This is a genomic window from Sanguibacter sp. Leaf3, assembly GCF_001425965.1.
GTDB classification, from domain to species: Bacteria; Actinomycetota; Actinomycetes; order Actinomycetales; family Cellulomonadaceae; genus Sanguibacter; species Sanguibacter inulinus.
In genome coordinates, this window is sequence record NZ_LMRH01000002.1 from 1,181,790 (window position 1) to 1,203,851 (window position 22,062).

General features: G+C 71.0%; 19 protein-coding genes and 1 pseudogene. 1 reads left to right on the forward strand and 19 read right to left on the reverse strand.

What is annotated here, in order from left to right:
* Window positions 1–85: 85 nt before the first annotated feature.
* The 10 genes and pseudogenes from lgt to ASG53_RS12700 all read right to left on the reverse strand — a co-directional run bounded on the left by lgt (window position 86) and on the right by ASG53_RS12700 (window position 11,476).
* Window positions 86–1,069 (reverse strand): prolipoprotein diacylglyceryl transferase, encoded by a 984-nt coding sequence (gene lgt / locus ASG53_RS12655; protein WP_056133524.1) that lies wholly within the window; start codon window positions 1,067–1,069, stop codon window positions 86–88.
* Window positions 1,066–1,884 carry a tryptophan synthase subunit alpha gene (gene trpA / locus ASG53_RS12660; RefSeq protein ID WP_056133525.1) on the reverse strand — a complete coding sequence of 273 codons (819 nt, stop codon included), beginning with the start codon at window positions 1,882–1,884 and terminating at the stop codon, window positions 1,066–1,068. Before trpA ends, lgt begins: the two co-directional genes overlap by 4 nt.
* Complete coding sequence (gene trpB / locus ASG53_RS12665; protein WP_056133528.1) at window positions 1,881–3,128, reverse strand: tryptophan synthase subunit beta; 1,248 nt, start codon at window positions 3,126–3,128, stop codon at window positions 1,881–1,883. The genes trpA and trpB overlap by 4 nt, the downstream gene beginning before the upstream one ends.
* Before the next feature lie 132 nt (window positions 3,129–3,260).
* Window positions 3,261–4,073 (reverse strand): indole-3-glycerol phosphate synthase TrpC, encoded by an 813-nt coding sequence (gene trpC / locus ASG53_RS12670; protein ID WP_056133533.1) that lies wholly within the window; start codon window positions 4,071–4,073, stop codon window positions 3,261–3,263.
* Between the two features lie 159 nt (window positions 4,074–4,232).
* Complete coding sequence (locus tag ASG53_RS12675; RefSeq protein WP_056133536.1) at window positions 4,233–4,502, reverse strand: HGxxPAAW family protein; 270 nt, start codon at window positions 4,500–4,502, stop codon at window positions 4,233–4,235.
* Window positions 4,503–4,633: 131 nt separating this feature from the next.
* On the reverse strand, window positions 4,634–5,422 hold the full coding sequence (locus ASG53_RS12680; RefSeq protein ID WP_082544010.1) for a Trp biosynthesis-associated membrane protein: 789 nt from the start codon (window positions 5,420–5,422) through the stop codon (window positions 4,634–4,636).
* Entirely contained in the window at window positions 5,419–7,005 is a 1,587-nt protein-coding gene (locus ASG53_RS12685; RefSeq protein WP_056133541.1) for an anthranilate synthase component I, read from the reverse strand. The genes ASG53_RS12680 and ASG53_RS12685 overlap by 4 nt, the downstream gene beginning before the upstream one ends.
* Before the next feature lie 125 nt (window positions 7,006–7,130).
* Window positions 7,131–7,514 (reverse strand): annotated as a pseudogene (hisI, locus tag ASG53_RS12690) (phosphoribosyl-AMP cyclohydrolase); the annotation flags it as partial.
* A gap of 153 nt (window positions 7,515–7,667) precedes the next feature.
* The gene (locus ASG53_RS12695) at window positions 7,668–9,512 is read right to left on the reverse strand and encodes an ABC transporter ATP-binding protein (RefSeq protein WP_056134277.1); all 1,845 of its coding nucleotides are present in this window, start codon (window positions 9,510–9,512) and stop codon (window positions 7,668–7,670) included.
* Window positions 9,513–9,646: 134 nt separating this feature from the next.
* Window positions 9,647–11,476, reverse strand: coding sequence for an ABC transporter ATP-binding protein (locus ASG53_RS12700; RefSeq protein WP_056133545.1), 1,830 nt, complete (start codon window positions 11,474–11,476; stop codon window positions 9,647–9,649).
* A 159-nt stretch (window positions 11,477–11,635) separates the two neighbouring features.
* Between ASG53_RS12700 and ASG53_RS12705 the strand changes: the two genes are divergently transcribed.
* The gene (locus ASG53_RS12705) at window positions 11,636–12,280 is read left to right on the forward strand and encodes a TIGR03085 family metal-binding protein (RefSeq protein WP_056133547.1); all 645 of its coding nucleotides are present in this window, start codon (window positions 11,636–11,638) and stop codon (window positions 12,278–12,280) included.
* A 95-nt stretch (window positions 12,281–12,375) separates the two neighbouring features.
* Here ASG53_RS12705 and hisF read toward each other — a convergent pair whose 3' ends face one another.
* The 9 genes from hisF to ASG53_RS12750 form a co-directional block, all read right to left on the reverse strand.
* The gene (gene hisF, locus ASG53_RS12710) at window positions 12,376–13,149 is read right to left on the reverse strand and encodes an imidazole glycerol phosphate synthase subunit HisF (RefSeq protein WP_056133550.1); all 774 of its coding nucleotides are present in this window, start codon (window positions 13,147–13,149) and stop codon (window positions 12,376–12,378) included.
* A 56-nt stretch (window positions 13,150–13,205) separates the two neighbouring features.
* Window positions 13,206–14,123, reverse strand: a complete 918-nt coding sequence (locus ASG53_RS12715) for an FKBP-type peptidyl-prolyl cis-trans isomerase (RefSeq protein ID WP_156382783.1) — start codon at window positions 14,121–14,123, stop codon at window positions 13,206–13,208.
* Window positions 14,124–14,200: 77 nt separating this feature from the next.
* A complete protein-coding gene (pafA, locus tag ASG53_RS12720) occupies window positions 14,201–15,568 on the reverse strand; it encodes a Pup--protein ligase (protein WP_056133556.1) in 1,368 nt (455 codons plus the stop codon).
* Window positions 15,565–16,350 carry a proteasome subunit alpha gene (prcA, locus tag ASG53_RS12725; protein WP_056133559.1) on the reverse strand — a complete coding sequence of 262 codons (786 nt, stop codon included), beginning with the start codon at window positions 16,348–16,350 and terminating at the stop codon, window positions 15,565–15,567. Before prcA ends, pafA begins: the two co-directional genes overlap by 4 nt.
* Window positions 16,347–17,204 (reverse strand): proteasome subunit beta, encoded by an 858-nt coding sequence (gene prcB / locus ASG53_RS12730; RefSeq protein WP_056133561.1) that lies wholly within the window; start codon window positions 17,202–17,204, stop codon window positions 16,347–16,349. The genes prcA and prcB overlap by 4 nt, the downstream gene beginning before the upstream one ends.
* 6 nt (window positions 17,205–17,210) lie before the next feature.
* Entirely contained in the window at window positions 17,211–17,402 is a 192-nt protein-coding gene (locus ASG53_RS12735) for a ubiquitin-like protein Pup (protein ID WP_056133564.1), read from the reverse strand.
* A gap of 114 nt (window positions 17,403–17,516) precedes the next feature.
* On the reverse strand, window positions 17,517–19,106 hold the full coding sequence (dop, locus tag ASG53_RS12740) for a depupylase/deamidase Dop (protein ID WP_056133566.1): 1,590 nt from the start codon (window positions 19,104–19,106) through the stop codon (window positions 17,517–17,519).
* 75 nt (window positions 19,107–19,181) lie between these two features.
* A complete protein-coding gene (gene arc, locus ASG53_RS12745) occupies window positions 19,182–20,885 on the reverse strand; it encodes a proteasome ATPase (RefSeq protein ID WP_056134280.1) in 1,704 nt (567 codons plus the stop codon).
* A 35-nt stretch (window positions 20,886–20,920) separates the two neighbouring features.
* A complete protein-coding gene (locus ASG53_RS12750; protein ID WP_056133569.1) occupies window positions 20,921–22,054 on the reverse strand; it encodes a tRNA (adenine-N1)-methyltransferase in 1,134 nt (377 codons plus the stop codon).
* Window positions 22,055–22,062: the final 8 nt, after the last annotated feature.

The window sequence follows — 22,062 nt, forward strand, 5'->3', positions numbered from 1 at the left end:
GGGGGTTGCGGGACGTCGTCGGCCCAAACATTACGACACTACGTCGCTCGTGTTTCGACGACGTTACCAACCGTTGTGACCTGGATCACAACTTGGGCTGGTCTTGACCTTCTTCGACGGTGTCCGTCGGGTCGTCGTGGCCGGTGGGGTGGTCGGTCACGACGGCTTCGTCTCCTGCTGCGCTCGCGCCTGCTCCGACCGGCGCGGGGACCTGGCGGTCCCCGTCCACGAAGACCGAGTCTTCGCGTCCGGCGTGCCGGCGTCCCTGCACCACGAAGGCCGCGACACCGGCCAGACCCACGAGGATCGAGGTCCAGACGTTGAGGCGGAGGCCGAAGACCTGCTCTGCGGGGTCGATCCGCAGCAGCTCGATCCAGAGTCGGCCGACCGTGTAGAAGACGACGTACAACCAGAATACGCGTCCGTGACCGAGCCTGAACCGCCTGTCCAGGAACACGAGCAGCGCCGCGGCGGCGAGGTTCCACAGCAGCTCGTAGAGGAAGGTGGGGTGGAAGAGCGTGCCGACCTCGTAGCCTGCGGGGAGACGGTCCGGGCTGATCTCGAGGCCCCAGGGCAGGGTCGTCGGACCGCCGAAGAGCTCCTGGTTGAACCAGTTGCCGAGCCGGCCGATCGCCTGCGCGACGAGCAGGCCCGGGGCGACGGCGTCCGCGAAGGAGCTGAATCGCACACCCGTGCGGCGGCACCCGATGTACGCGCCGACGGCACCGAAGGCGATCGCGCCCCAGATGCCGAGGCCGCCCTCCCAGATCGCAAAGGCCTTGAGCGGGTCACCGCCCTCGCCGAAGTATGCGTCGGGCGAGCTGATGACGTGGTAGATCCGTCCACCGATGATCCCGAAGGGGACGGCCCAGTAGACGATCGTGTACATGTCGTCGATCGAGCCGCCGCGGGCCTCCCAGCGCTTCCCGGTCATCCAGGCGGCGACGAAGATGCCGGCGAGGATCGCGAAGGCGTAGGCGCGCAGCGGGAGCGGACCGAGGTGCCAGACCCCGGTGCTCGGGCTGGGGATCGAGGCGAGCACGACCCCCTGGGCGAGGACGCCGGTCATGACGCGGCCGCACCAGAGCGGGCCGAGCGCACACCGGCGGCGAGACCGGAGACGACCGACTGCATGCTCGCCACCCTGTCGGCGAAGGGGGTGTCGCCGAGCAGAGGCTTGACGAAGGCGGAGCCGACGATGACGCCGTCCGCGTAGCGGCCGACCTCGGCGGCCTGCTCGGGGCGAGACACCCCGAGGCCGACGCAGACGCGGGACGCTCCTGCGGCGCGGGTGGCGGCGACGAGCTCTTCAGCGCGGGTCCCCACGGTCGCCCGCTCCCCCGTGACACCCATGGTCGAGGCTGCGTAGACGAAGCCTCGCGAGGCCTTGGCGGTCATCTCGAGTCGCTCCGGGGTCGAGCTCGGGGCGACGAGGAAGACCTTGTCGAGGTCGCGGGAGTCCGCGGCCTCGATCCACTCCGAGCCCTCGTCGGGGATGAGGTCCGGGGTGATCAGACCGCTGCCGCCGGCTGCCGCGAGGTCGCGCGCGAAGGCGTCGACGCCGTAGCGCAGGACAGGGTTGAAGTACGTCATGACCAGCACGGGCGCACCCAGGTCGGCGATGGCCTCGACGACCCTGAAGACGTCGCGCACGCGGGCGCCCGAGCTCAGCGCCTGGTCGACGGCCTGCTGGATGATCGCCCCGTCCATCACGGGGTCGCTGTACGGGATGCCGAGCTCGACGATGTCGGCCCCGGCCTCGACGAGGGCGCGGGCGGCCTCGATCGACTGGTCGACCGTCGGGAAGCCGACAGGCAGGTAGCCGACGAGGGCTGCCCTCCCCTGGGCCTTGAGCTCGTCGATACGACGTTCGGTGGCGCTCACGCGTCTGCTCCTTCTGCGCCGAGGTCGGCGTCCGCGTCGACCAGCTCGAACCAGCGTGCCGCTGTCGCGACGTCCTTGTCCCCGCGCCCGGAGAGGTTCACGAGGATGACCTCGTCCGTGCGGCCTGCGGCCGCAGCCTCCTTGCCGAGGCGGATCGCGCCGGCGAGGGCGTGGGCCGACTCGATGGCCGGGATGATGCCCTCGGTGCGGCACAGCAGACGCAGCGCCTCCATCGCGTCGGTGTCGGTGACGGGCTGGTACTCGGCCCGGCCGATGCTCGACAGGAAGGAGTGCTGCGGACCGACGCCCGGGTAGTCGAGGCCCGCCGAGATCGAGTGGCTGTCCTTCGTCTGGCCGTCCTCGTCCTGCAGCAGGTAGGAGCGCGCACCGTGGAGCACACCCGTCGCGCCGCCGGTGATGCTCGAGGCGTGGCGACCTGTCTCGACGCCGTCGCCGCCGGCCTCGAGGCCGACCAGACGCACGGACTCGTCGTCCAGGAAGGCGTCGAAGATGCCGATCGCGTTGGACCCACCACCGACGCACGCGGCCACGACGTCAGGGAGGCGACCGACGAGGTCGAGGACCTGCTGGCGCGCCTCGACGCCGATGATCCGCTGGAAGTCGCGAACCATGGCCGGGAACGGGTGGGGGCCCGCGGCCGTGCCGAAGACGTAGTTGGTCGTGTCGACGTTCGTGACCCAGTCGCGCATGGCCTCGTTGATCGCGTCCTTGAGGGTGCGCGAGCCTGTGGTCACCGGGATGACCTCGGCGCCGAGCAGGCGCATCCGGGCGACGTTGAGCGCCTGGCGCTGGGTGTCTTCTTCGCCCATGTAGACGACGCACTCGAGGTCGAACAGTGCCGCGGCGGTCGCTGTGGCCACGCCGTGCTGACCGGCGCCGGTCTCGGCGATGACGCGCTTCTTGCCGATGCGCTTGGTGAGCAGCGCCTGTCCGAGCACGTTGTTGATCTTGTGCGAGCCCGTGTGGTTGAGGTCTTCACGCTTGAGGATGACCCGGGCACCGCCGGCGTGCTCCGCGAAGCGCGGGACCTCGGTGATGATGCTCGGGCGGCCGCTGTAGGAGCGGTGCAGCTCGGCGAGCTGGGACTGGAAGACGGGGTCGGCGACGGCGGCCTGGTAGGCGACGTCGAGCTCGTCGAGAGCGGCGACGAGCGCCTCGGGGACGTAGCGGCCGCCGAACTCACCGAAGTACGGGCCTTGAAGGTTCTGCAGGGACTCGGGCACGAGATGGCCTCCTGAGGGATGCTGAGCGCCCCGGCGCCCACGGCGAGCAGGGCTCGTCGCCGCGCACGGGGCGGATGTCGGTGAGAGGGGTCCTGCGCCCGCGCAGAGGCGCGGGCGGGACCGGAGCAGGTTCTAGTGGCGGACGGCGCGCAGCGACGGGTGCGAGCCTGCGGCGACGAGGTCGGCGACCGAGGAGCGCGGCGACTCCCCCGTGACGAGGGCCTCGCCGACGAGCACGGCGTGCGCACCCGAGCGGGCGTAGTCCATGACGTCGTGGGGTCCGCGGACACCCGACTCGGCGATGCGGACGACACCCTCGGGGATCGCAGGTGCGAGCCTGGCGAAGGTCGTGCGGTCGACCTCGAGGGTCTTGAGGTTGCGGGCGTTGACGCCGACGAGGCGTGCGCCGGCGTCGACCGCGCGGGTCACCTCGTCGACGGTGTGGACCTCGACGAGCGCCGTCATGCCGAGCGAGTGCACGCGGTCGAGGAGCGACTCGAGGACAGTCTGCTCGAGGGCCGCGACGATGAGCAGGACGAGGTCGGCGCCGTAGGCCCGTGCCTCCCACACCTGGTAGGGCGTGACCACGAAGTCCTTGCGGAGCACGGGGATGTCGACGGCTGCGCGGACAGCACGCAGGTCGGCCAGGCTGCCCTTGAACCGCCGTTCCTCCGTGAGGACGGAGATGACCGAGGCGCCGCCCTTCTCGTACTCGCGGGCCAGCGCCGCAGGGTCGTCGATCGAGGCCAGCGAGCCCTTGCTCGGGCTCGAGCGCTTGACCTCGGCGATGACCGCGACAGCGTCCTCACCGCTCAGGCGGCTGACGCACTCGAGGGCGTTCGTCTGGCGCTGGGCCTTCTCCTTGAGCACAGCGAGCGGGGTGGCCGCCTCGCGCACGGCAAGGTCTTCACGCACCCCGGCGATGATGTCGTCGAGCACCGTCATGACGTCTCTTCTCCCCAGCAGCATGGACCCGCACCGAGCAGGGACACCTCTGGCGCGGGTCGTCCGCGCCGTCGAGGCACCTGCACAGCCATCGTAGAGCCGCCGTGCGGGTCCACCGACCGGCGTCACGCATGTGAGACGGGTGACCGTCCCGAAGGGTCAGGAGCGCGAGGCGCCGCGACCTGCAGCAGCCGGCTGTCCGTGCCCGGCGACCGAGAGGAGCTTGCCGCCCACGAGACCGGCGACGACGATGACCGCCCCGACGATCACGAGCCAGACGAGCGCGAAGCACATCGCGACCCCGGCGACCGCGGCGCCGAGCACCACGACGATCGTGGTGAACCACGCCGCGGTGGTGTGACCGTGGTTGGTCGGGGGCGCGGACGGCGGGAGGTAGGTGTCGTCACGCTTCACTGAGCTGTCAGCCATGGAACTGCCTTTCACGAAAATGTGGTCCCAGCCTAACCACTGCTGGTGCTCGAGGTGGCCACGGAGCGTCTGTCGGCCGTGTCTGGCACGTCCTGGGAGCGTCTGCGCGGGTCGGAGGGAGAGCTGTGAGGTCAGGTGGGGTCGTCGCCCTGGGTGAGCGAGTCCCAGGTGTCGCGCTCGTCGAGGTCTGGGGTCGTGGAGGCCCCAGGAGACGTCGTCTGGTCCGCTGCGCGGGATCCCGTGACACTGGTGGCGGCCGGGGTCGTCGCGGAGGCTGCGGCACCTGAGGCACCGCCGGGTGCGACCTGGGCGCTCTTCTCCCCCGGCCGAGCAGCCTGCTGACCGCTGCCGTGCGGAGCCGACGGTGCGTCGTAGCGACGGGACCGCTTGCCCCAGTCGACCGGGGCGAAGGCCGCCCAGGCTGCGACGACCACCACGACAGCGCCGAGCACGACGGTGACGTAGGGGGCGACCGAGATGTCGACAGCCGCGCCCGACCTGGCCACGCCTGTCGCCTCGGCGACCCCGGAGCGGGCCGCCGCGTCCGGGGACAGGACGAAGGACAGCGCCGAGCCACCGATGACCGCGCCACCGAGAGCCACGACGAGCAGCGAGACCCACCGGGCCGCGCGGCCGACGAGCCCGAGGGACAGAGCCGCCGCGACGACCACGAGGGCCGCGGCGCTCACCCCCGGTGCGGCCGTGGTCCCGGAGACGGTGACGTCGACCGAGGCATCGAGCGCAGTCGATGCTGTGGTCGAGAGCCACGTCGGGACGGCGCTCAGCAGGCTGAGCCCGCCGAGCAGCAGGAGCGTCATCACGACGGTCCGTCGCGGGGTCGTCCGGCGTGCGGCAGGGCTGTCAGGGCTGGCAGAGCCGTCAGGGCTGGTGGGGCCGGTCTGCCCACGCTGGCGGCTCACGGGCGTGCTCGCAGACGGCTCGCGACCTGGACCGCACGGACGGCGGCCGCGGCCTTGTTCCGCGACTCTTCGTACTCGAGCGCGGGGTCGGAGTCGGCGACGATGCCACCGCCCGCCTGGACGCTCGCCCGTCCGTCACGGATGAGCGCCGTGCGGATCGCGATGGCCATGTCCATGGTCCCGTCGAAGCCGAAGTACCCGACGGTGCCGCCGTAGATGCCGCGGCCCGCGGGCTCGATCTCGTCGATGAGCGCGATCGCGCGCGTCTTGGGCGCCCCGGAGAGCGTGCCCGCCGGGAAGGTCGCCGTGAGGACGCCGAGCGCCGTCGCCTCGGGGCGCAGGGCACCGACCACCGTCGAGCTCATGTGCATGATGTGGCTGAAGCGCTTGATGGCCATGAACTCGACGACCTCGACGCTCGTGGGGTCGCAGACCTTGGCCAGGTCGTTGCGCGAGAGGTCGACGAGCATGATGTGCTCGGCGCACTCCTTCGGGTCGACGAGCAGCTCTTCAGCCAGGCGGGTGTCCTCCTCGGGGGTCGCGCCGCGGGGACGCGAGCCGGCGATCGGGAAGGTGACGACCCGACGGTCGGCGACCTTGGCGAGGGTCTCCGGGCTCGATCCGACCACGGCGAAGTCGTGGCCGTCGGCGTCCGTGAGCTGGAAGTAGTACATGTACGGGCTCGGGTTGATCGTGCGCAGCACCCTGTAGACGTCGAGAGGGTCCGCCGTGCACTCGAGGTCGAGGCGCTGCGAGAGCACCACCTGGAAGACCTCGCCGTCGCGGATGGCCTCTTTCCCGGCCAGGACCGACTGCTCGAAGGTCGAGCGCTCGGTCCTGAAGGCCAGCTCCGGCTCGGGCTCGTCGACGAGCACCCGGCGGACCGCGGCGGCGTCGGCGGGCGACGGGGGCGCCACGAGGCTGGCCTCCATCGCGTCGAGACGTGCGACGGCGTCGGCGTGAGCCTCGTCGACGCGCTCGTCGCTCGCGTCGAAGTTGATGGCGTTGGCGATGAGCCAGACCGAGCCGTCCACGTGGTCGACGACTGCGAGGTCGCTGGCCAGGCAGAGCGTCATCTCGGGGACGCCGAGCTCGTCAGGAGCCGTCTTGGGCAGCGTGGGCTCCCAGCGGCGCACGACGTCCCACCCGAGGGCACCGACAAGACCACCCGTGAGAGGCGGCAGCCCGTCGATCGCCTCGGTGTGCAGGACGCGCAGCGTCGCGTCGAGGACCTCGAGAGGCTCGCCGTCGGTCGGGATGCCGGCGGGCACGTCACCGCGCCACACGGCGCGGTCGTCCGCGACCGTCAGCGTGGCGCGCGAGGTCACCCCGACGAAGGAGTAGCGCGACCATCCACCACCGATCTCGGCGGACTCCATGATGAAGGTCCCCGGGCGCCCCTGGGCCAGCCGGCGGTACAGCGCGACGGGGGTGAGGTCGTCGGCGAGCAGCCTGCGGACGACGGGCACCACGCGGCGGTCGGCGGCGAGCTCGCGGAACTCCGGGAGCTCCGGCCACGTCTGGCCCCACGGCAGCGACCCGACGGTACGGGGGGTGCTCACGGGGTGCGGTGACGTGGTCATGCCGAGGTCTCCTTGCTGTCGGGACGTCCTGGGGCTGCCTGCTCTGCTGCGGCAGGTGTCGAGAGGTCGGTCGTGTGGTCGGTCGTGTGGTCGGTCGAGCGGTCGGCGGCCGTGGGCTCGGACGCGCCGGCGACGACAGCGCCGAGGTCGCCGCCGCTGATGAAGCAGGTGCGCTCCCCCGTGTGGCAGGCTGCGCCGACCTGGTCGACCTCGACCAGCAGGGCGTCGCCGTCGCAGTCGATCGAGACCGAGCGGACCCACTGGACGTGGCCGGAGGTGTCGCCCTTGCGCCAGTACTCCTGCCGGGACCGCGAGTAGAAGGTCACGCGTCCTTCGGTCAGCGTGCGGGACAGCGCCTCGTCGTCCATCCAGCCCAGCATGAGCACCTCACGGGTGTCGTGCTGCTGCACGATCGCTGCGACGAGGCCGGCCGGGTCGCGCTTGAGACGCGCGGCGATCTCCGGGTCGAGGGTGCTGGTGGGGACGGGGGCTGAAGACTGGGCAGGCACCGCAGCATCTTCCCATGCTGCGGTGCCGCGCCGCGCCTCGGGTGCGTCTCGCGGACACACCGGGGCCACGTCCCGAGCCCCTGCACGTCACGACAGGCCAGGGCCCGCCAGCCGCCCTCGCGGCGCTGGGCAGCCTGTCCGATGGGCTGCCTGTCAGCGGACCTGGGAGACCCAGGCCTCGTGCATGCGGGCGTAGTGCCCGTCGACCTCGACGAGCTCGGCGTGCGGGCCGACCTGCGCGATCCGTCCAGCGTCGACCACGACCACCAGGTCGGCTGCCTCAGCCGTCGAGAGCCTGTGCGCGATGGTGATCGTGCTCCGGCCGTGGGTGAGCGAGTCGAGGGCCCGCGCGATGCGGACCTCGGTCGCGGGGTCGACAGCGCTGGTGGCCTCGTCGAGCACGAGCAGGTCGGCCTGGGCGAGGTAGGCGCGGGCGATCGCGACGAGCTGCCGCTCCCCCGCCGACAGCGACTCTCCACGCTGCCCGACCGAGGTGTCGAGACCGTCGGGCAGGTCTGCGACCCAGTCGGCCAGACCGAGCTCGGACACCGCACGCTCCAGGTCTGCGGCCAGGCGCGGGTCCCTGTCGCGGCCAGCCGACCGGCCGGGCTGCAGGTGGTCGTGCGAGAAGGGCGCGTCAGGGTCGTCGAGCTCGGGCCTGTGGCCGTAGGCGATGTTGTCCGCGAGGGTCCCGTCGAAGAGGAAGCCCTCCTGCGGGACCATGACGATGCGCTGGCGCAGGCTCGCCGCCCGGATGGTCCGGACGTCGGTGCCGTCGAGCAGCACCGTGCCCTCGGTCGGGTCCATGAGACGGGTGGCGAGCTTGGCGATCGTCGTCTTGCCCGAACCCGTCGCACCCACCACGGCGACCTTGGTGCGCGGGGGCAGCGCGAGGTCGACGCCGTGCAGGACCGGGGCCCCGCCCGGGTAGGCGAAGCTCACGCCGCGGAACTCGACGGCCGCAGCCCCACGAGGGCTGTGCACCCCGTCGTCGCCCGGGTCGGCGACCATCACCGGGGTCTCCAGGACGGCGAGCACACGGCGCCAGCCGGCGACGGCGTTCTGCAGCTCGTTGAGGATCTCCGTGGCCATCTGGACGGGCCCCGTGAACAGCTGGACGAGGAAGAGGAAGGCGAGGAGCTGACCCACGCTCAGACCGCCCCCCACGCCCAGGTACGTCCCGGCCACCACGACGGCGCTCAGCACGAGGTTGGCCACCATGACACCGCTCGAGAAGACGATCGAGACGAGCTTCTGCGCGCGGATCGCCGCGTGGCGGTGGTCGTCGATCGAGGCGTCGATGCGACGCTCGGTCCGGCGGCCGACGCCGTAGGCGCGGATGGTCTCGGCACCGACCACGGCCTCGGAGATCGCACCGAGCATCGCGCCGACCTTGGCGCGGACAGCCGTGTAGGCCTGGTTGACCTTCTTCTGCGCCGGGCGCAGCACGAAGAAGAGCGGCACGAAGCAGACCCACACGACGATGGTCAGCTGCCACGAGTACCAGAGCATGAGGCCCGTGGCCGCGAGGATCTGGAGCATCGAGACGAGCAGCATGATGCCGCCCCACTGCACGAACAGCGAGATGGTGTCGACGTCCGAGGTCACGCGAGACACGAGGGACCCGCGTCGCTCGGTGTTCTGGGACAGGACAGAGAGGTCGTGCACGTGCCTGAAGGCCTTGACCCGCAACGACGCGAGACCTGTCTCGGTGCTGGTGAAGAGCCGCACGTTGACGAGCGCGGAGCAGGTCCCCGCGATCACGAGGACCACCGCCGCGGCGCTGACGAGCCAGACGACCCGGGTCATGTCGACCCCGCCCGGCGCGAGGATGCCGGTGTCGACGGTCTGCTGGACGGCGAGCGGGACGACGATGCGTCCTGCCGCGGCGAAGACGGCGAGGATGAAGGTCAGCGTCGCGCCGTGGAGGATCTCGGGCGAGACCTGGACCCCGCGGCGCAGGGTCGCGAAGACCCCGAGCTCGCTGGCCGAGGCGATCGAGCTGTGGCTGTCGGAGTCGGGAGCACCGGAGACCGGCGTCGTGGAACCCTGCTCCTCCGCACTCTTCCGCGTCACCCTCTTCAGCCTCGAGCTCTTGCCCTTCGAGCCGGCGCCCGTCGTGCTGTCGGCGCTCACGCCTCGTCCTCTCGTCGGGTCGCCTCGCGCTGGTACGCGAGTGCGAGGTCTTGGAATCCTTCGTCTCGGGTCAGGAGCTCGGCCGCGGTACCGACGTCGACGACGCGACCAGACTCGAGGTGGGCCACCCTGTCGGCGAGCGAGACGCTCGACATGCGGTAGGCGACCATGACCACGGTCGTCCCTGCGCCGGCCCGCAGACCGGCGAGGATGGCCTGCTCGACCTCGGGGTCGACGGCCGAGGTCGCGTCGTCGAGCACCAGCAGGCTCGGTCGGCGCACGAGCGCCCGCGCGATCGCGACGCGCTGGCGCTGACCGCCGGAGAGGTTCGCGCCCCGCTCGCCGAGCGGTGCGTCGAGGCCACCGGGCAGCGCGCGGACCACGTCGGCGACACGAGCCAGCTCGAGGGCCTGCCACACCTCGTCGTCGGTGTAGGAGCCCTGGTCCCCTACGTCGGCGAGCGTGATGTTGCCGCGGATCGTGTCTTCGAAGATGAAGGTGGTCTGCGAGACGAAGGCGACGGCTCCGGTGATGGCCTCGGCCGTCAGCTCGCGGGCGTCGACGCCGTCGAGCAGGACGCGTCCGCTGCTGGGGTCGGAGAGCCGGCTGAGCAGCGAGACGAGGGTCGTCTTGCCCGAGCCCGTCGGTCCGACCACGGCGAGAGTCTCCCCGGGCTCGACCACGAGGTCGACGCCCTCGAGGATGGTGATCGGTCCGTTCGAGCCGGGGACCTGGACACCGACGCCGTCCATGCGGAACTGGAGTCCTGTCGGCGCGCCGTCCGGGCCGGCGGCCCGCGCAGGCCGGGTCCTGGTGCCGACCGAGAGCGCGCCCGGTGCGTCGAGCACCTGCGCGATGCGGTCGTGGCCGACGAGCCCGCGCGGCAGCTCACCGAGGACCCAGCCGAAGGCTCGGACCGGGACCGCCATCATCGTCAGCAGGTAGGCCGCCGAGACCACCTGGCCCGTGTCGACGTACCCGCCCGAGACCCTCGAGGTACCCACGAGGAGCACCAGGAGAGTGCCGACCGAGGGCAGGAACTCGATGATCGGGTCGAAGGACGCCCGGACCTTGCCGACCTTGATGTTCGCGGCCCGCAGCTCGCCGGCCTTCTCGGCGAAGCGTGCCTCTTCGCGGTCTTCGGTGCCCAGGGCCTTGACGAGCAGCGCTGCCTCGAAGCTCTCGTGGGCGACGTCGGCCACCTCGGCGCGCAGCTGCTGCGCGCGGGTGATCGCCGGTGACATGTACTTCTGGAAGACGAGGTTGACCAAGACCGCGAGAGGCAGCACGACCAGGGCTGCGGCGGCCAGCCAGACGTCGATGCTCAGCAGCGCGACGGCGGCGATGACGATCATCACGCAGACACCGAGGGCGAAGGGCAGGGGCGTGAAGACCCCTGTGGCCGCCTCGACGTCCGAGCTGACGTTCGACAAGAGCTGCCCCGTGGGGTGCGCCCGGTGCCAGGACATCGGCAGCTCGAGGTACCGGCGGGTGACCGCGCGCCTGTGGTGGGCCTGCAGGTTGGACAGCCCGATGCCCGCGTAGATGCGGCGGGCCGCGACGCTCAGCGCGAGGCCGAGGCCGACGGCGGCGAGCACGAGGCCACCGATCCAGGCTCGTCCGGCCGGGCTCGACCCGTCGAGGGCCGGGACGACGATCGTGTCGGTGACCCGTCCGAGGACCTGGCTGATCGCGACGGTGAGTCCGCCGAAGAGCGCCGAGGCCCCGATGGCCCAGAAGTAGACGACGGGTTCGGTGCGCAGACCGCGACCGATGAGGACGGCAGAACGGCGTGTGCGTGAACCCGTGAGGGCGTGCGAGGTCACGGAGAGGGTCCTTCCAGAGGGAGTGAACAATGTTCTCACAAGCCACCGACACGGGCCCTGGCTGGTCGAGGGCTGTCACCGTCGCCACCTGCTGCGACGCGGGTCCACAGGCTGGCGCCGCAGCATGCCCGGCCGGGGGCGCCGTGCCAGGATGGGGCCATGACCCACACCTGGAGCGCCACCGAGCGCGCGGACCTCGCCCAGACCCTGCTCGCAGCGGGCCCCGGAGCCCCGACGCTGTGCGCAGGCTGGCAGACGCAGCACCTCGCCGCGCACCTGGTGCTCCGCGACAGGACCCCGTGGCGGATGTCCCCAGGTCGGCTCGAGTCTGTCGCGGCGACGTCTGCCGACCCCCAGGGCTATGCCGCCCTGGTCGCGCAGGTCGCCGAGGGCCCAGGGCGCCTCAGCCCGGGATACTGGTTCTCCGAGCAGATGAACCTGCTCGAGCTGTTCGTCCACTCCGAGGACGTCCGCCGCGCCGGACCTGACGGCGCGCGCTCGACCGAGATCGGCCCCGACTACGCGAAGGCGCTGTGGAAGCAGTTCCGGCTGTTCTCGAGGATGCTGCTCCGCCCGGCACCTGTCGGGGTCGTCCTCGTCGTGACCGACGGCCCGCGGGTCGTCGCGCGCAAGCCGCGGTCGGGGGCCGGCACCGTGGTCGTGACCGGAGAGCTGGCCGACGTGATCCTCTTCGCCTTCGGCCGCGGGACCAGCACAGAGCTGACGTTCCAGGGGGACGCCGCCGACGTCCGAGCGCTCCTCGCGAGGTTCCCCGGGCCGGGCGGCGCGTCGAGCCAAGCCTGAGCACGAAGCACGAAGCACGAAGCCAGGCTGCCACCTGCGGGAGGGCATCCTGGCTTCGTCGTCGTCTCTGGCGCCCCGTCACCGAGGCATCGCGGTCACAGGCGGACGGGGACCCCGTCAGCGGCCATGGCCTGCTTCACCTGGTCGATCGTCAGCCGCCCGAAGTGGAAGACGCTCGCAGCCAGGACGGCGTCGGCCCCGGCCTTCGCCGCCGCCGAGAAGTCTGCAGGGCTGCTCGCCCCGCCGCTCGCGATGAGCGGGACGCGCACCTCGGACCGCACCTGCGCGAACATCTCGAGGTCGTAGCCGTCGTAGGTGCCGTCGGCGTCCATCGAGTTGAGCAAGATCTCGCCGGCACCGAGCGTCGCCGCGCGTGCGGCCCACTCGACGGCGTCGATGCCCGTTCCCTGCCTGCCGCCGTGCGTGGTCACCTCGTAGCCCGAGGCGGTCTCGACGCCGTCGCGTACGCGTCGTGCGTCGACCGAGAGCACGAGGACCTGGCTGCCGAACCTGTCGGCGATCTCGGAGATGAGCTCGGGACGCGCGATCGCCGCAGTGTTGACACCGACCTTGTCCGCTCCGGCGCGCAGCAGCCTGTCGACGTCCTCGACCGTGCGGACGCCGCCGCCGACGGTCAGCGGGATGAAGACCTGCTCGGCGGTCCGGCGGACCACGTCGTAGGTGGTCTCGCGGTTGCCGGAGGACGCAGACACGTCGAGGAAGGTCAGCTCGTCGGCGCCAGCGGCGTCATAGGTCCGCGCGAGCTCGACAGGGTCACCGGCGTCGCGCAGGTTCTCGAAGTTGACACCCTTGACGACACGACCGGCGTCGACGTCGAGGCACGGGATGACGCGGACCGAGACAGACATGCACTCCTGCTTCCTGGGGACTCGTCCGGGCTCAGGGCCGCGGACAGCTCCCGCGGTCAGGCCGGAGGAGACACCGCGAGTATATCGACCACGTAGACGAGGGTCTCGGACGCGAGCTCGTTGCCGCTCGGGCCGAAGGCCAGGCCGGGCGGGACGACGAGCATGACCTCGCTCCCGACGGGCAGGTCGACAAGCCCCTCGTCGAAGCCCTCGATCAGCTGGTCGGTGCCGAGCGTGACGGTCTGGGGCAGACGCCCCTCCCCCCACGTCGTGTCGAAGACCTCACCTGTCGACCACTTCACGGCGACGAACTGGATGACGACCTGCTGGCCGCTCGCCACCTGCCCACCGGTGCCGCGGATGATCTGGCGCACGACAGGCTCGGCAGGCGGCTCGGTCCCCTCGGGGATGGTCACCGTGGGGACGCCACCCTCACCGTGCTCGACGCTCGGCAGACCGGCCTCGGGGTCGCTGATGTCACCCGAGGCGCTCGTCGGCAAGATGTCGATGGTCGAGACGAGAGGCGTGCCGTCGGTCGCTGCGGCGTACATGATGCGCGCCCCGACGGAGTGGCCCTCGAGGACCGTGTACAGCTCGGAGCCGATCGAGTCGGGGGTCATGAGGTAGGCGGCCGGCACAGACGCGAAGTCGTCCCGGACGACGCTGCCGTCGGTCCCGCTCACCGTGTACACGCGGAGCAGGACGGGACCTCCGTCGACCAACGGGTCACCGGCGCCTTCCCAGACGACCTCTTCGACGGGGTCCGAGAGTGTCAGCGGGGTCTGGAAGTCGAGCGTGGGGACGGTGCCGCCGGTCCCGGTGACACCGATCGTCGGCTCGGCGGTCGGGACGGGTTCCGGGGCCTCGTCGTCGCCGGGTCCGCAGGCCGTGAGTGCGAGCACGAGGGCGAGGGCCGGCGCCGCCCAGGCGGCACGGATCCTGGACGTGGAGCTGCGGCGGTGGTCTCGGGGCATCCCGTCATCGTATCGAGCGGTCGTGGAGGACTCGTGGAGCACGCCCGCCCAGACGGCTGCGGCGGGCGTGGCCCCCCTCACATGCTCTCGATGAGCCTGTCGACCCTCTCGTCGACGCTCTGGAACGGGTCCTTGCACAGCACGGTGCGCTGCGCCTGGTCGTTGAGCTTGAGGTGCACCCAGTCGACCGTGTAGTCGCGCTTGGCCTCCTGAGCCTTGCGGACGAACTCGCCGCGCAGCCTGGCCCGGGTGGTCTGCGGCGGGACGGCCGTCGACTCGAGCACCTCGACGTCGCTCGTCACACGCTCGACCAGTCCACGTGCGGCCAGCAGGTTGTACAGCCCCTCGGTGCGCGAGATGTCGTGGTACGCCAGGTCGAGCCGTGCGATGCGAGGATCGGTCAGCTCGAGGGAGTGCTTCTCCTGGTAGCGGCGGATCAGGCGGTGCTTGATCACCCAGTCGAGCTCGCGCTCGACGCTCGTGAGGTCTCCCGACTGGAGCGCGAGCAGCCCGCGCTCCCAGAGGTCGAAGACCTTGCGGTCGGTCTCGGAGATCTCCCCCGACGCCTCGACGAAGTCGCGGACCCGCACCAGGTATTCCTGCTGGAGGTCGATCGCGGTGACGGTCCGGCCCGAGGCCAGCGTGACGGGCGCCTTGCCCGTCATGTCGTGGCTGATCTCACGGATGGCACGCATGGGGTTCTCGAGCGCCATGTCGCGCATCGGGACACCCGCCTCGATCATGCGCAGCACCATGTCGGTCGCGCCGACCTTGAGCATCGCGGTGGGCTCGGCCATCGTCGAGTCGCCGACGATCACGTGCAGGCGCCTGTACAGCTCGGCGTCGGCGTGCGGCTCGTCGCGCGTGTTGATGATCGGCCGCGACCGGGTGGTCGCGCTCGACACCGACTCCCAGATGTGGTCAGCACGCTGGGACAGGCAGAAGGTCGCGCCACCCGGGGTGGGGAGGATCTTGCCAGCGCCGGTGAGGACCTGCCGGGTGATGAGGAAGGGCACGAGGATGTCGGCCAGGCGCGTGAAGTCCCCCTGCCGGCGCACGAGATAGTTCTCGTGGCAGCCGTAGGAGTTGCCTGCCGAGTCGGTGTTGTTCTTGAACAGGTGGATCGAGCCCGGGATGCCCTCGACCTCGAGGCGCTGCTGGGCGTCCGCCACGAGCCCTTCGAGGATGCGCTCCCCGCCGCGGTCGTAGGTGATGAGCTGGCGGATGTCGTCGCACTCGGCCGTCGCGTACTCGGGGTGCGAGCCGACGTCGAGGTACAGCCTGGACCCGTTGCGCAAGAACACGTTGGAGGACCGGCCCCAGGCGACGACCTTGCGGAACAGGTAGCGCGCGACCTCGTCGGCGGAGAGCCCTTGCTGGCCCGCGGGCGCTGCGCAGGTGATGCCGTACTCGGTCTCGAGGCCGAAGATCCGGCGGGTGCTCATGCGGGGTCTCCTGAGGTGTCGGTCGTGGTAGTCGGTCCCGCCGGGTCGGAGGACTCGGGCCCAGCACCAGCCGGGCGTGACGGTTCGACCGCCAGGAGGTCGTCGAGCACGTCGCCCGAGAGCCTGCGGAAGGCACGGCGTGGTCGGCTGCGGTCGAGCACCGCGACCTCGAGGTGAGCAGCGGGGATCTCGCGTGCCTCGCCGTCGGGGGCAGCAGGACCGGCGAGCACCTCGCGCACGAGCACGAGGACCTCGGCCAGGGTCAGACCCGGGCGCCAGCGCTCGGTCATCGCCGTCCCGAGCTGCTCGGCCTGCCCGCCCATCACGACGAAGCCGTGCTCGTCGGCGACCGAACCGTCGTAGGAGAGCCTGTAGATCTGGTCGTGCTCGGAGGTCGCCCCGACCTGGGCGACGACGATCTCGACCTCGAGGGGCTTCGACTCTGTCGTGAACACCGTGCCGAGCGTCTGGGCGTAGGCGTTAGCGAGGCCGCGGGCGTCGACGTCCGAGCGGTCGTAGGAATAGCCGCGCAGGTCTGCGTACCTGACACCGGCGACCCGCAGGTTCTCGAACTCGTTGTACTTGCCGACGGCCGCGAAGGCGATGCGGTCGTAGATCTCGGAGATCTTGTGCAGCGCGCGCGAGGGGTTCTCGGTCGCGAAGGCGATACCGCCCTCGTAGGCGGCGACGACGACAGACCTGCCGCGGGCGATGCCCTTGCGCGCGTAGTCGGCGCGGTCCTTCATCAGCTGCTCGGGCGAGACGTAGAACGGCATGCTCATCGCAGGTCTCCTCCGAGCGATCCGTGGCGGGTGCGGGACGAGCGGGCCTGCCGGGTCCGCTCGAGCGAGATGTCGTCGACGACGCTCTCGAGCTCGTCGTCTGCCAGACGCAGATAGCCCGCCTCGCTGACCGTGGCGACCACGGGCCAGATCTGGCGGACCGCGTCGGGGCCGCCGGTCGCCGAGTCGTCGTCGGCGGCGTCGAAGAGCGCCTCGACGACCACCCGCACGGCGCCCTGGGCGTCGAGACCGGGTCGCCACAGCTTCTTGAGGGCACCCCGGGCGAAGACCGACCCCGACCCCACGCTGTGGTGGTCGAGCTCTTCGTACCGTCCGCCCGTGACGTCGTAGGAGAAGATGCGGCCGCGACGCGCGACGAGGTCAAAACCTGCGAAGAGCGGGACGACGGCGAGCCCCTGCATCGCGAGCCCGAGGTTGCCGCGGATCATGGTCGACAGGCGGTTCGCCTTGCCGTCGAGGGAGAGCAGCGTGCCCTCGATCTTCTCGTAGTGCTCGAGCTCGAGCTGGAACAGCCTGACGAGCTCGAGGGCGAGCCCGGCGGTCCCCGCGATCCCGACAGCCGAGTACTCGTCCGCAGGGAACACCTTCTCGATCTCGCGGTGCGCGATCATCGAGCCGGCGGTCGCGCGGCGGTCCCCGGCCATGACGACGCCGCCGTCGAAGGACGCGGCGACGATGGTCGTGCCGTGCGGTGCTGGCGGCGCAGAGCCCGACGGGAGCGTGCGCGACGACGGCAGCAGCGAGGGGTCGTGCGCGGCGAGGAACTCGACGAAGGACGAGCTGCCCGGCGTCATGAACGAGCTCGGGAGCCGTGCAGGGTGCTCAGCCGTCATGGCGGGTCACTGCCCACCCTTCTGCACAAATCCACGGACGAAGGACTCGGCGTTCGTCTCGAGCACGTCGTCGATCTCGTCGAGCAGCGCGTCGACCTCGGCGTCGCGCGCCTGGGCCGCCGCGGGGGCTGGCGCCGGTGCTGCGTCGTCGGGCTCGCGGTCCTGCGGCGAGTGCTGCTGGCGTTCCTGGCCGGCCATGTGGTCCTCCTTGCCTGAGGTGCGTCACCCCGAGGGCGTCGACTGACTCCCATCTCACCACATCAGCGCGTCCGACGAGCGGCGAGTCCACAGGTGGCGTCGCAGGTCGGCGGCTCAGCCGAGCAGCGCGGCGAGGAACTCCTCGGCGTCGGGCCGCTCGGCGAACAGCCGGCCGACGTGCTGCTCGGTGCCGCGCCACGGGTCCATCATCGGGACACGCTGCAGGGACGGGGCCCCCGGCAGGTCGAAGATGACGGAGTCCCAGCTCGCCGCCGAGACCATCGCGGGGAAGCGCGCCATGACCTCTCCGCGGAAGTAGGCGCGGGTGTCCGTCGGCGGGTGCGCGACCGCGGCCATCACGGACTCCTCCGTGACGAGGCGCTCGACTGCGCCCTTGGCGAGCAGACGGTGGTAGATGCTGCGCTCGGGGCGCACGTCCGACCACTGCAGGTCCATCGCGCGCAGCCGGGGGTGGTCCCAGGCGAGGTTGTCGCGTCGGCGCAGTCCCTCGAGCAGACGCAGCTTTGCGACCCACTCGACGTCGCGGGCGCACGACGCCCTGTCGGTCACGAGCCGGTCCAGGACGCTGCCCCAGCGGTCGAGGACGTCGTCGGTCACGGTGTCACCAGAGCCGATCGCCTCGACCCCCGCCCTCACCACCTCGAGGTAGGCGTGCTGGAGCGCGACGGCCGTCATCCGCCGACCGTCCGCGAGCTCGAGCCCGTAGTCGAGCTCGAGGTCGCGGCTCACCTGCGAGACCGCGGCGACGGGGTCGCGGAGGCGCAGCGCGGCGAGCGCGGCCTGCGCGCCGGGGATCTCGTCCAGGTGCTCGAGCACCCACAGGACAGCCGACGTCGTGCCGAGCTTGAGATATGTCGCGGTCTCGAAGAGGTTCGCGTCTCCGATGATCAGGTGCAGACGGCGCCACCGGCTGCGGTCGGCGTGCGGCTCGTCGCGGGTGTTGACGATCGGGCGTCGCAGCGTCGTCTCGAGGCCGACCTCGGCCTCCATGTAGTCCGCGCGCTGCGACATCTGGAAGCCGGCCTCCTGGCCGACGGGTCCGAGCCCCACACGACCGGAGCCTGTGAACACCGTGCGCGTGACGAGGAAGGTGGTCAGCAGCTCGGTGATGATGCCGAAGGGGACCTGACGGTCGACGAGGTAGTTCTCGTGGGTGCCGTAGCTCGCGCCCTTGCCGTCGACGTTGTTCTTGTACAGCTGGAGGTCGACCCCCATGTGCGCGGCGACCTCGCGGGCGGCGGCGACCATGACGCGCTCCCCCGCCACGTCCCAGCGCACGCCGTCGAGCGGGTTGGTGACCTCGGGCGAGGAGTACTCGGGGTGCGCGTGGTCGACGTACAGCCTGGCGCCGTTCGTGAGGATCGCGTTCGCTGCGCTCGGGTCGTCGTAGGCCTCGGTGGTCGGGCGCTCGATGCTCTGGACCTGCGCCTCGCCCGCGGTCGGGCCTGACGGCGCGGGGCGGCTGGGGTCGTCGGTGAGCAGCGACGGGTGCGCCGAGGCCCGGCGCACGTGGAAGCCCCGGGCGTCGAGCAAGGGGTCTTCGTCGTCGTAGTCCCACCGGGCCCTCGAGCGGGCCGAGGAGCTGATCGCCCTGTAGGCGGTCACCACCTGGCTCGACATGAGCATCGGGTTGGCCATCGGGTTGCCCTGCTGGAGGACGCCGTACTCGGTCTCGATCCCCATCACGCGTCGCACAGTCACGCGTCCAACCCTAGCCCCGGCGCGCAGCTCAGGGGTGCCGGGACCAGGGTCGACGCGCTACAGGTACTGCCCGGTGCTCGTCGCCGTCTCGATGGTCCGGCCAGCCGCCGTGCGACCCGAGCCGTTCTTGTCCTGGACGATCGTGCGGATGAAGACGATGCGCTCGCCCTTCTTGCCCGAGATCCGCGCCCAGTCGTCGGGGTTGGTGGTGTTGGGCAGGTCTTCGTTCTCCTTGAACTCGTCGACGCAGGCCGTCACCAGGTGCTCCACGCGGATGCCGCGCTGCCCGGTCGCGAGGAAGTCCTTGATCGCCGACTTCTTCGCCCTGTCGACGATGTTCTGGATCATGGCGCCCGAGTTGAAGTCCTTGAAGTACAGCGTCTCCTTGTCCCCGGAGGCATAGGTCACCTCGAGGAACTGGTTCTCCTCGGTGTCGGCGTACATCCGCTCGACGACCCGCTGGATCATGCCGTCGACCACGGCCGCCGTGTCGCCCAGGTGCTCGGCGAGGTCGTCCGCGTGGATCGGCAGGTCTGCCGTGAGGTACTTCGCGAAGATCTCGCGGGCCCCCTCGGGGTCGGGCCTCTCGATCTTGATCTTCACGTCGAGGCGACCAGGGCGCAGGATCGCCGGGTCGATCATGTCTTCACGGTTGGACGCCCCGATGACGATGACGTTGTCGAGACGCTCGACGCCGTCGATCTCGCTCAGCAGCTGCGGGACGATCGTCGTCTCGACGTCCGAGGACAGGCCCGTCCCGCGGGTGCGGAACAGCGACTCCATCTCGTCGAAGAACACCACGACCGGGTAGCCCTGCGAGGCCTTCTCGCGAGCACGGGAGAAGATCAGCCGGATGTGCCGCTCGGTCTCCCCCACGTACTTGTTGAGCAGCTCGGGGCCCTTGACGTTGAGGAAATAGCTCTTCGCCTGGTTGGCGGTCTCGACGACCGCCGGGACACCGTCGGTCGGGCCGTCTGCCGCTGCGGCCGCCGCGCGTCGTGCCACGGCTGCCGCGAGGGAGTTGGCGACAGCCTTGGCGATGAGCGTCTTGCCACAGCCGGGCGGGCCGTAGAGCAAGATGCCCTTCGGCGGGCGCAGCCCGTGCTCGCGGAAGAGGTCGGGGTGGTTGAAGGGCAGCTCGACGGCGTCGCGGATCTGCTCGATCTGCGGACCGAGCCCGCCGATGTCGCTGTAGTCGATGTCCGGGACCTCCTCGAGCACGAGGTCCTCGACCTCGGCCTTCGGGATGCGCTCGTAGACGAAGCCCGACCGCGTGTCGACGGTGAGCGCGTCGCCCGCGCGCAGCGGCGCACCCACGAGCGAGCCGGCGAGGCGCACGACCCGCTCCTCGTCCGAGCGGCCGACCACGAGGGCGCGGCCGTCGTCGAGCAGCTCTTTGACGGTCACGATCTCGCCGACAGGCTCGTACCCGCCTGCGGCGACGACGACGAAGGCCTCGTTGAGGCTGACCTCCTGGCCGGGGCGCAGCCGCGAGAGGTCGACCGACGGGCTGGCGCCGACGTGCATCTTGCGCCCCGCAGACATGACGTCGAGGGTGCCGTCGCCGTGCTCCTCCAGGAACACCGCGAAGGTGCCCGGAGGCTTCGCGAACTCCTCGATCTGCTGCTGGAGCTCGACGATCTTGCCGCGGGCCTCGCCGAGCACCTGGGCCAGGCGCTCGTTCTGCGCAGAGAGCACGGCAAGACGTCGGGCGGCGTCCTCAGGTGTGCTCCGGGGGGTGTCGGGTGTCGAGTCGCTCATGGTGAGCCCCTTCCGCTGCGTGAGGTCCGACGATGTCACAGATCGTCGTCGTGCGCCCCTGTGTCCGCGGAGACGTCCTGTGACGATCCGGTCACGCCGCTCTCGGCGGCAGCCGCGGTGACGTCACGACGGACCCTGCGGACCTTCTTGTCCGAGACGGCACGCTCGCCGAGGTCTTCGGCGCTCCACTCTTCCTCGACGACCGGGTAGGAGCCCTTGGACGGGCGGCGACGCCGCACGGGCGCGTCGATGCCGTCAGCCATCCGGCGGGTGGTCAGCAAGAAGCCCGTGTGCCCGACCATGCGGTGCTGGGGCCTGACGGCGAGTCCTTCGAGGTGCCAGCCGCGGACCATGGTCTCCCACGCCTCGGGCTCGGTGAAGCGGCCGTCGTCGCGGAGGTCCTCGGCGAGGCGGGACAGCTGGGTGGTCGTCGCGACATAGCAGACGAGGACGCCGCCCGGCGCGAGCGCACCGGCCACGGCCTCGAGGTTCTCCCACGGGGCGAGCATGTCGAGGACCACGCGGTCGACAGAGCCGGGCTCGGCGACAGTCGGGAGGACGTCGGAGAGGTCGCCGATCGAGAGCTCCCACGCGGGGTGCGGGGCGCCGAAGAACAGCTCGACGTTGGCACGGGCGATGTCGGCGAAGTCTTCGCGACGCTCGATCGAGTGGAGCGAGCCGCCGTCGCCGACAGCACGGAGCAGCGACAGGGTCAGCGCCCCGGAGCCGACCCCGGCCTCGATCACCCGGGCACCGGGGTAGATGTCGGCCATCGCGACGATCTGCCCCGCGTCCTTGGGGTAGACCACCGCGGCGCCGCGCGGCATGGAGAGCGTGTAGTCGCTCAGCAGGGGGCGCAGGGCGAGGTACTCGATCCCCGAGGTGGTCGTGACGACCGAACCCTCGGTCTGGCCGATGATCTCGTCGTGCTGGAAGTACCCGCGGTGCGTGTGGAAGGCAGCACCCGCGGTGAGGGTGATGGTGTGCAGACGGCCGCGCGGGTCGGTCAGCTGGACGCGGTCCCCCGGGCGGAACGGCCCGCGGCGGACCTGGGCTCCGGTCGGTTCAGGACGCCCGGTGGCGCTGGCCCCGGCAGGGACGGCGGTCGGTGCGCCAGGCGCGGAGGGGGCGGAGGTGCTCGGTGCGGCGGAGCTCAGTTCGTCGGTCACAACGCGCC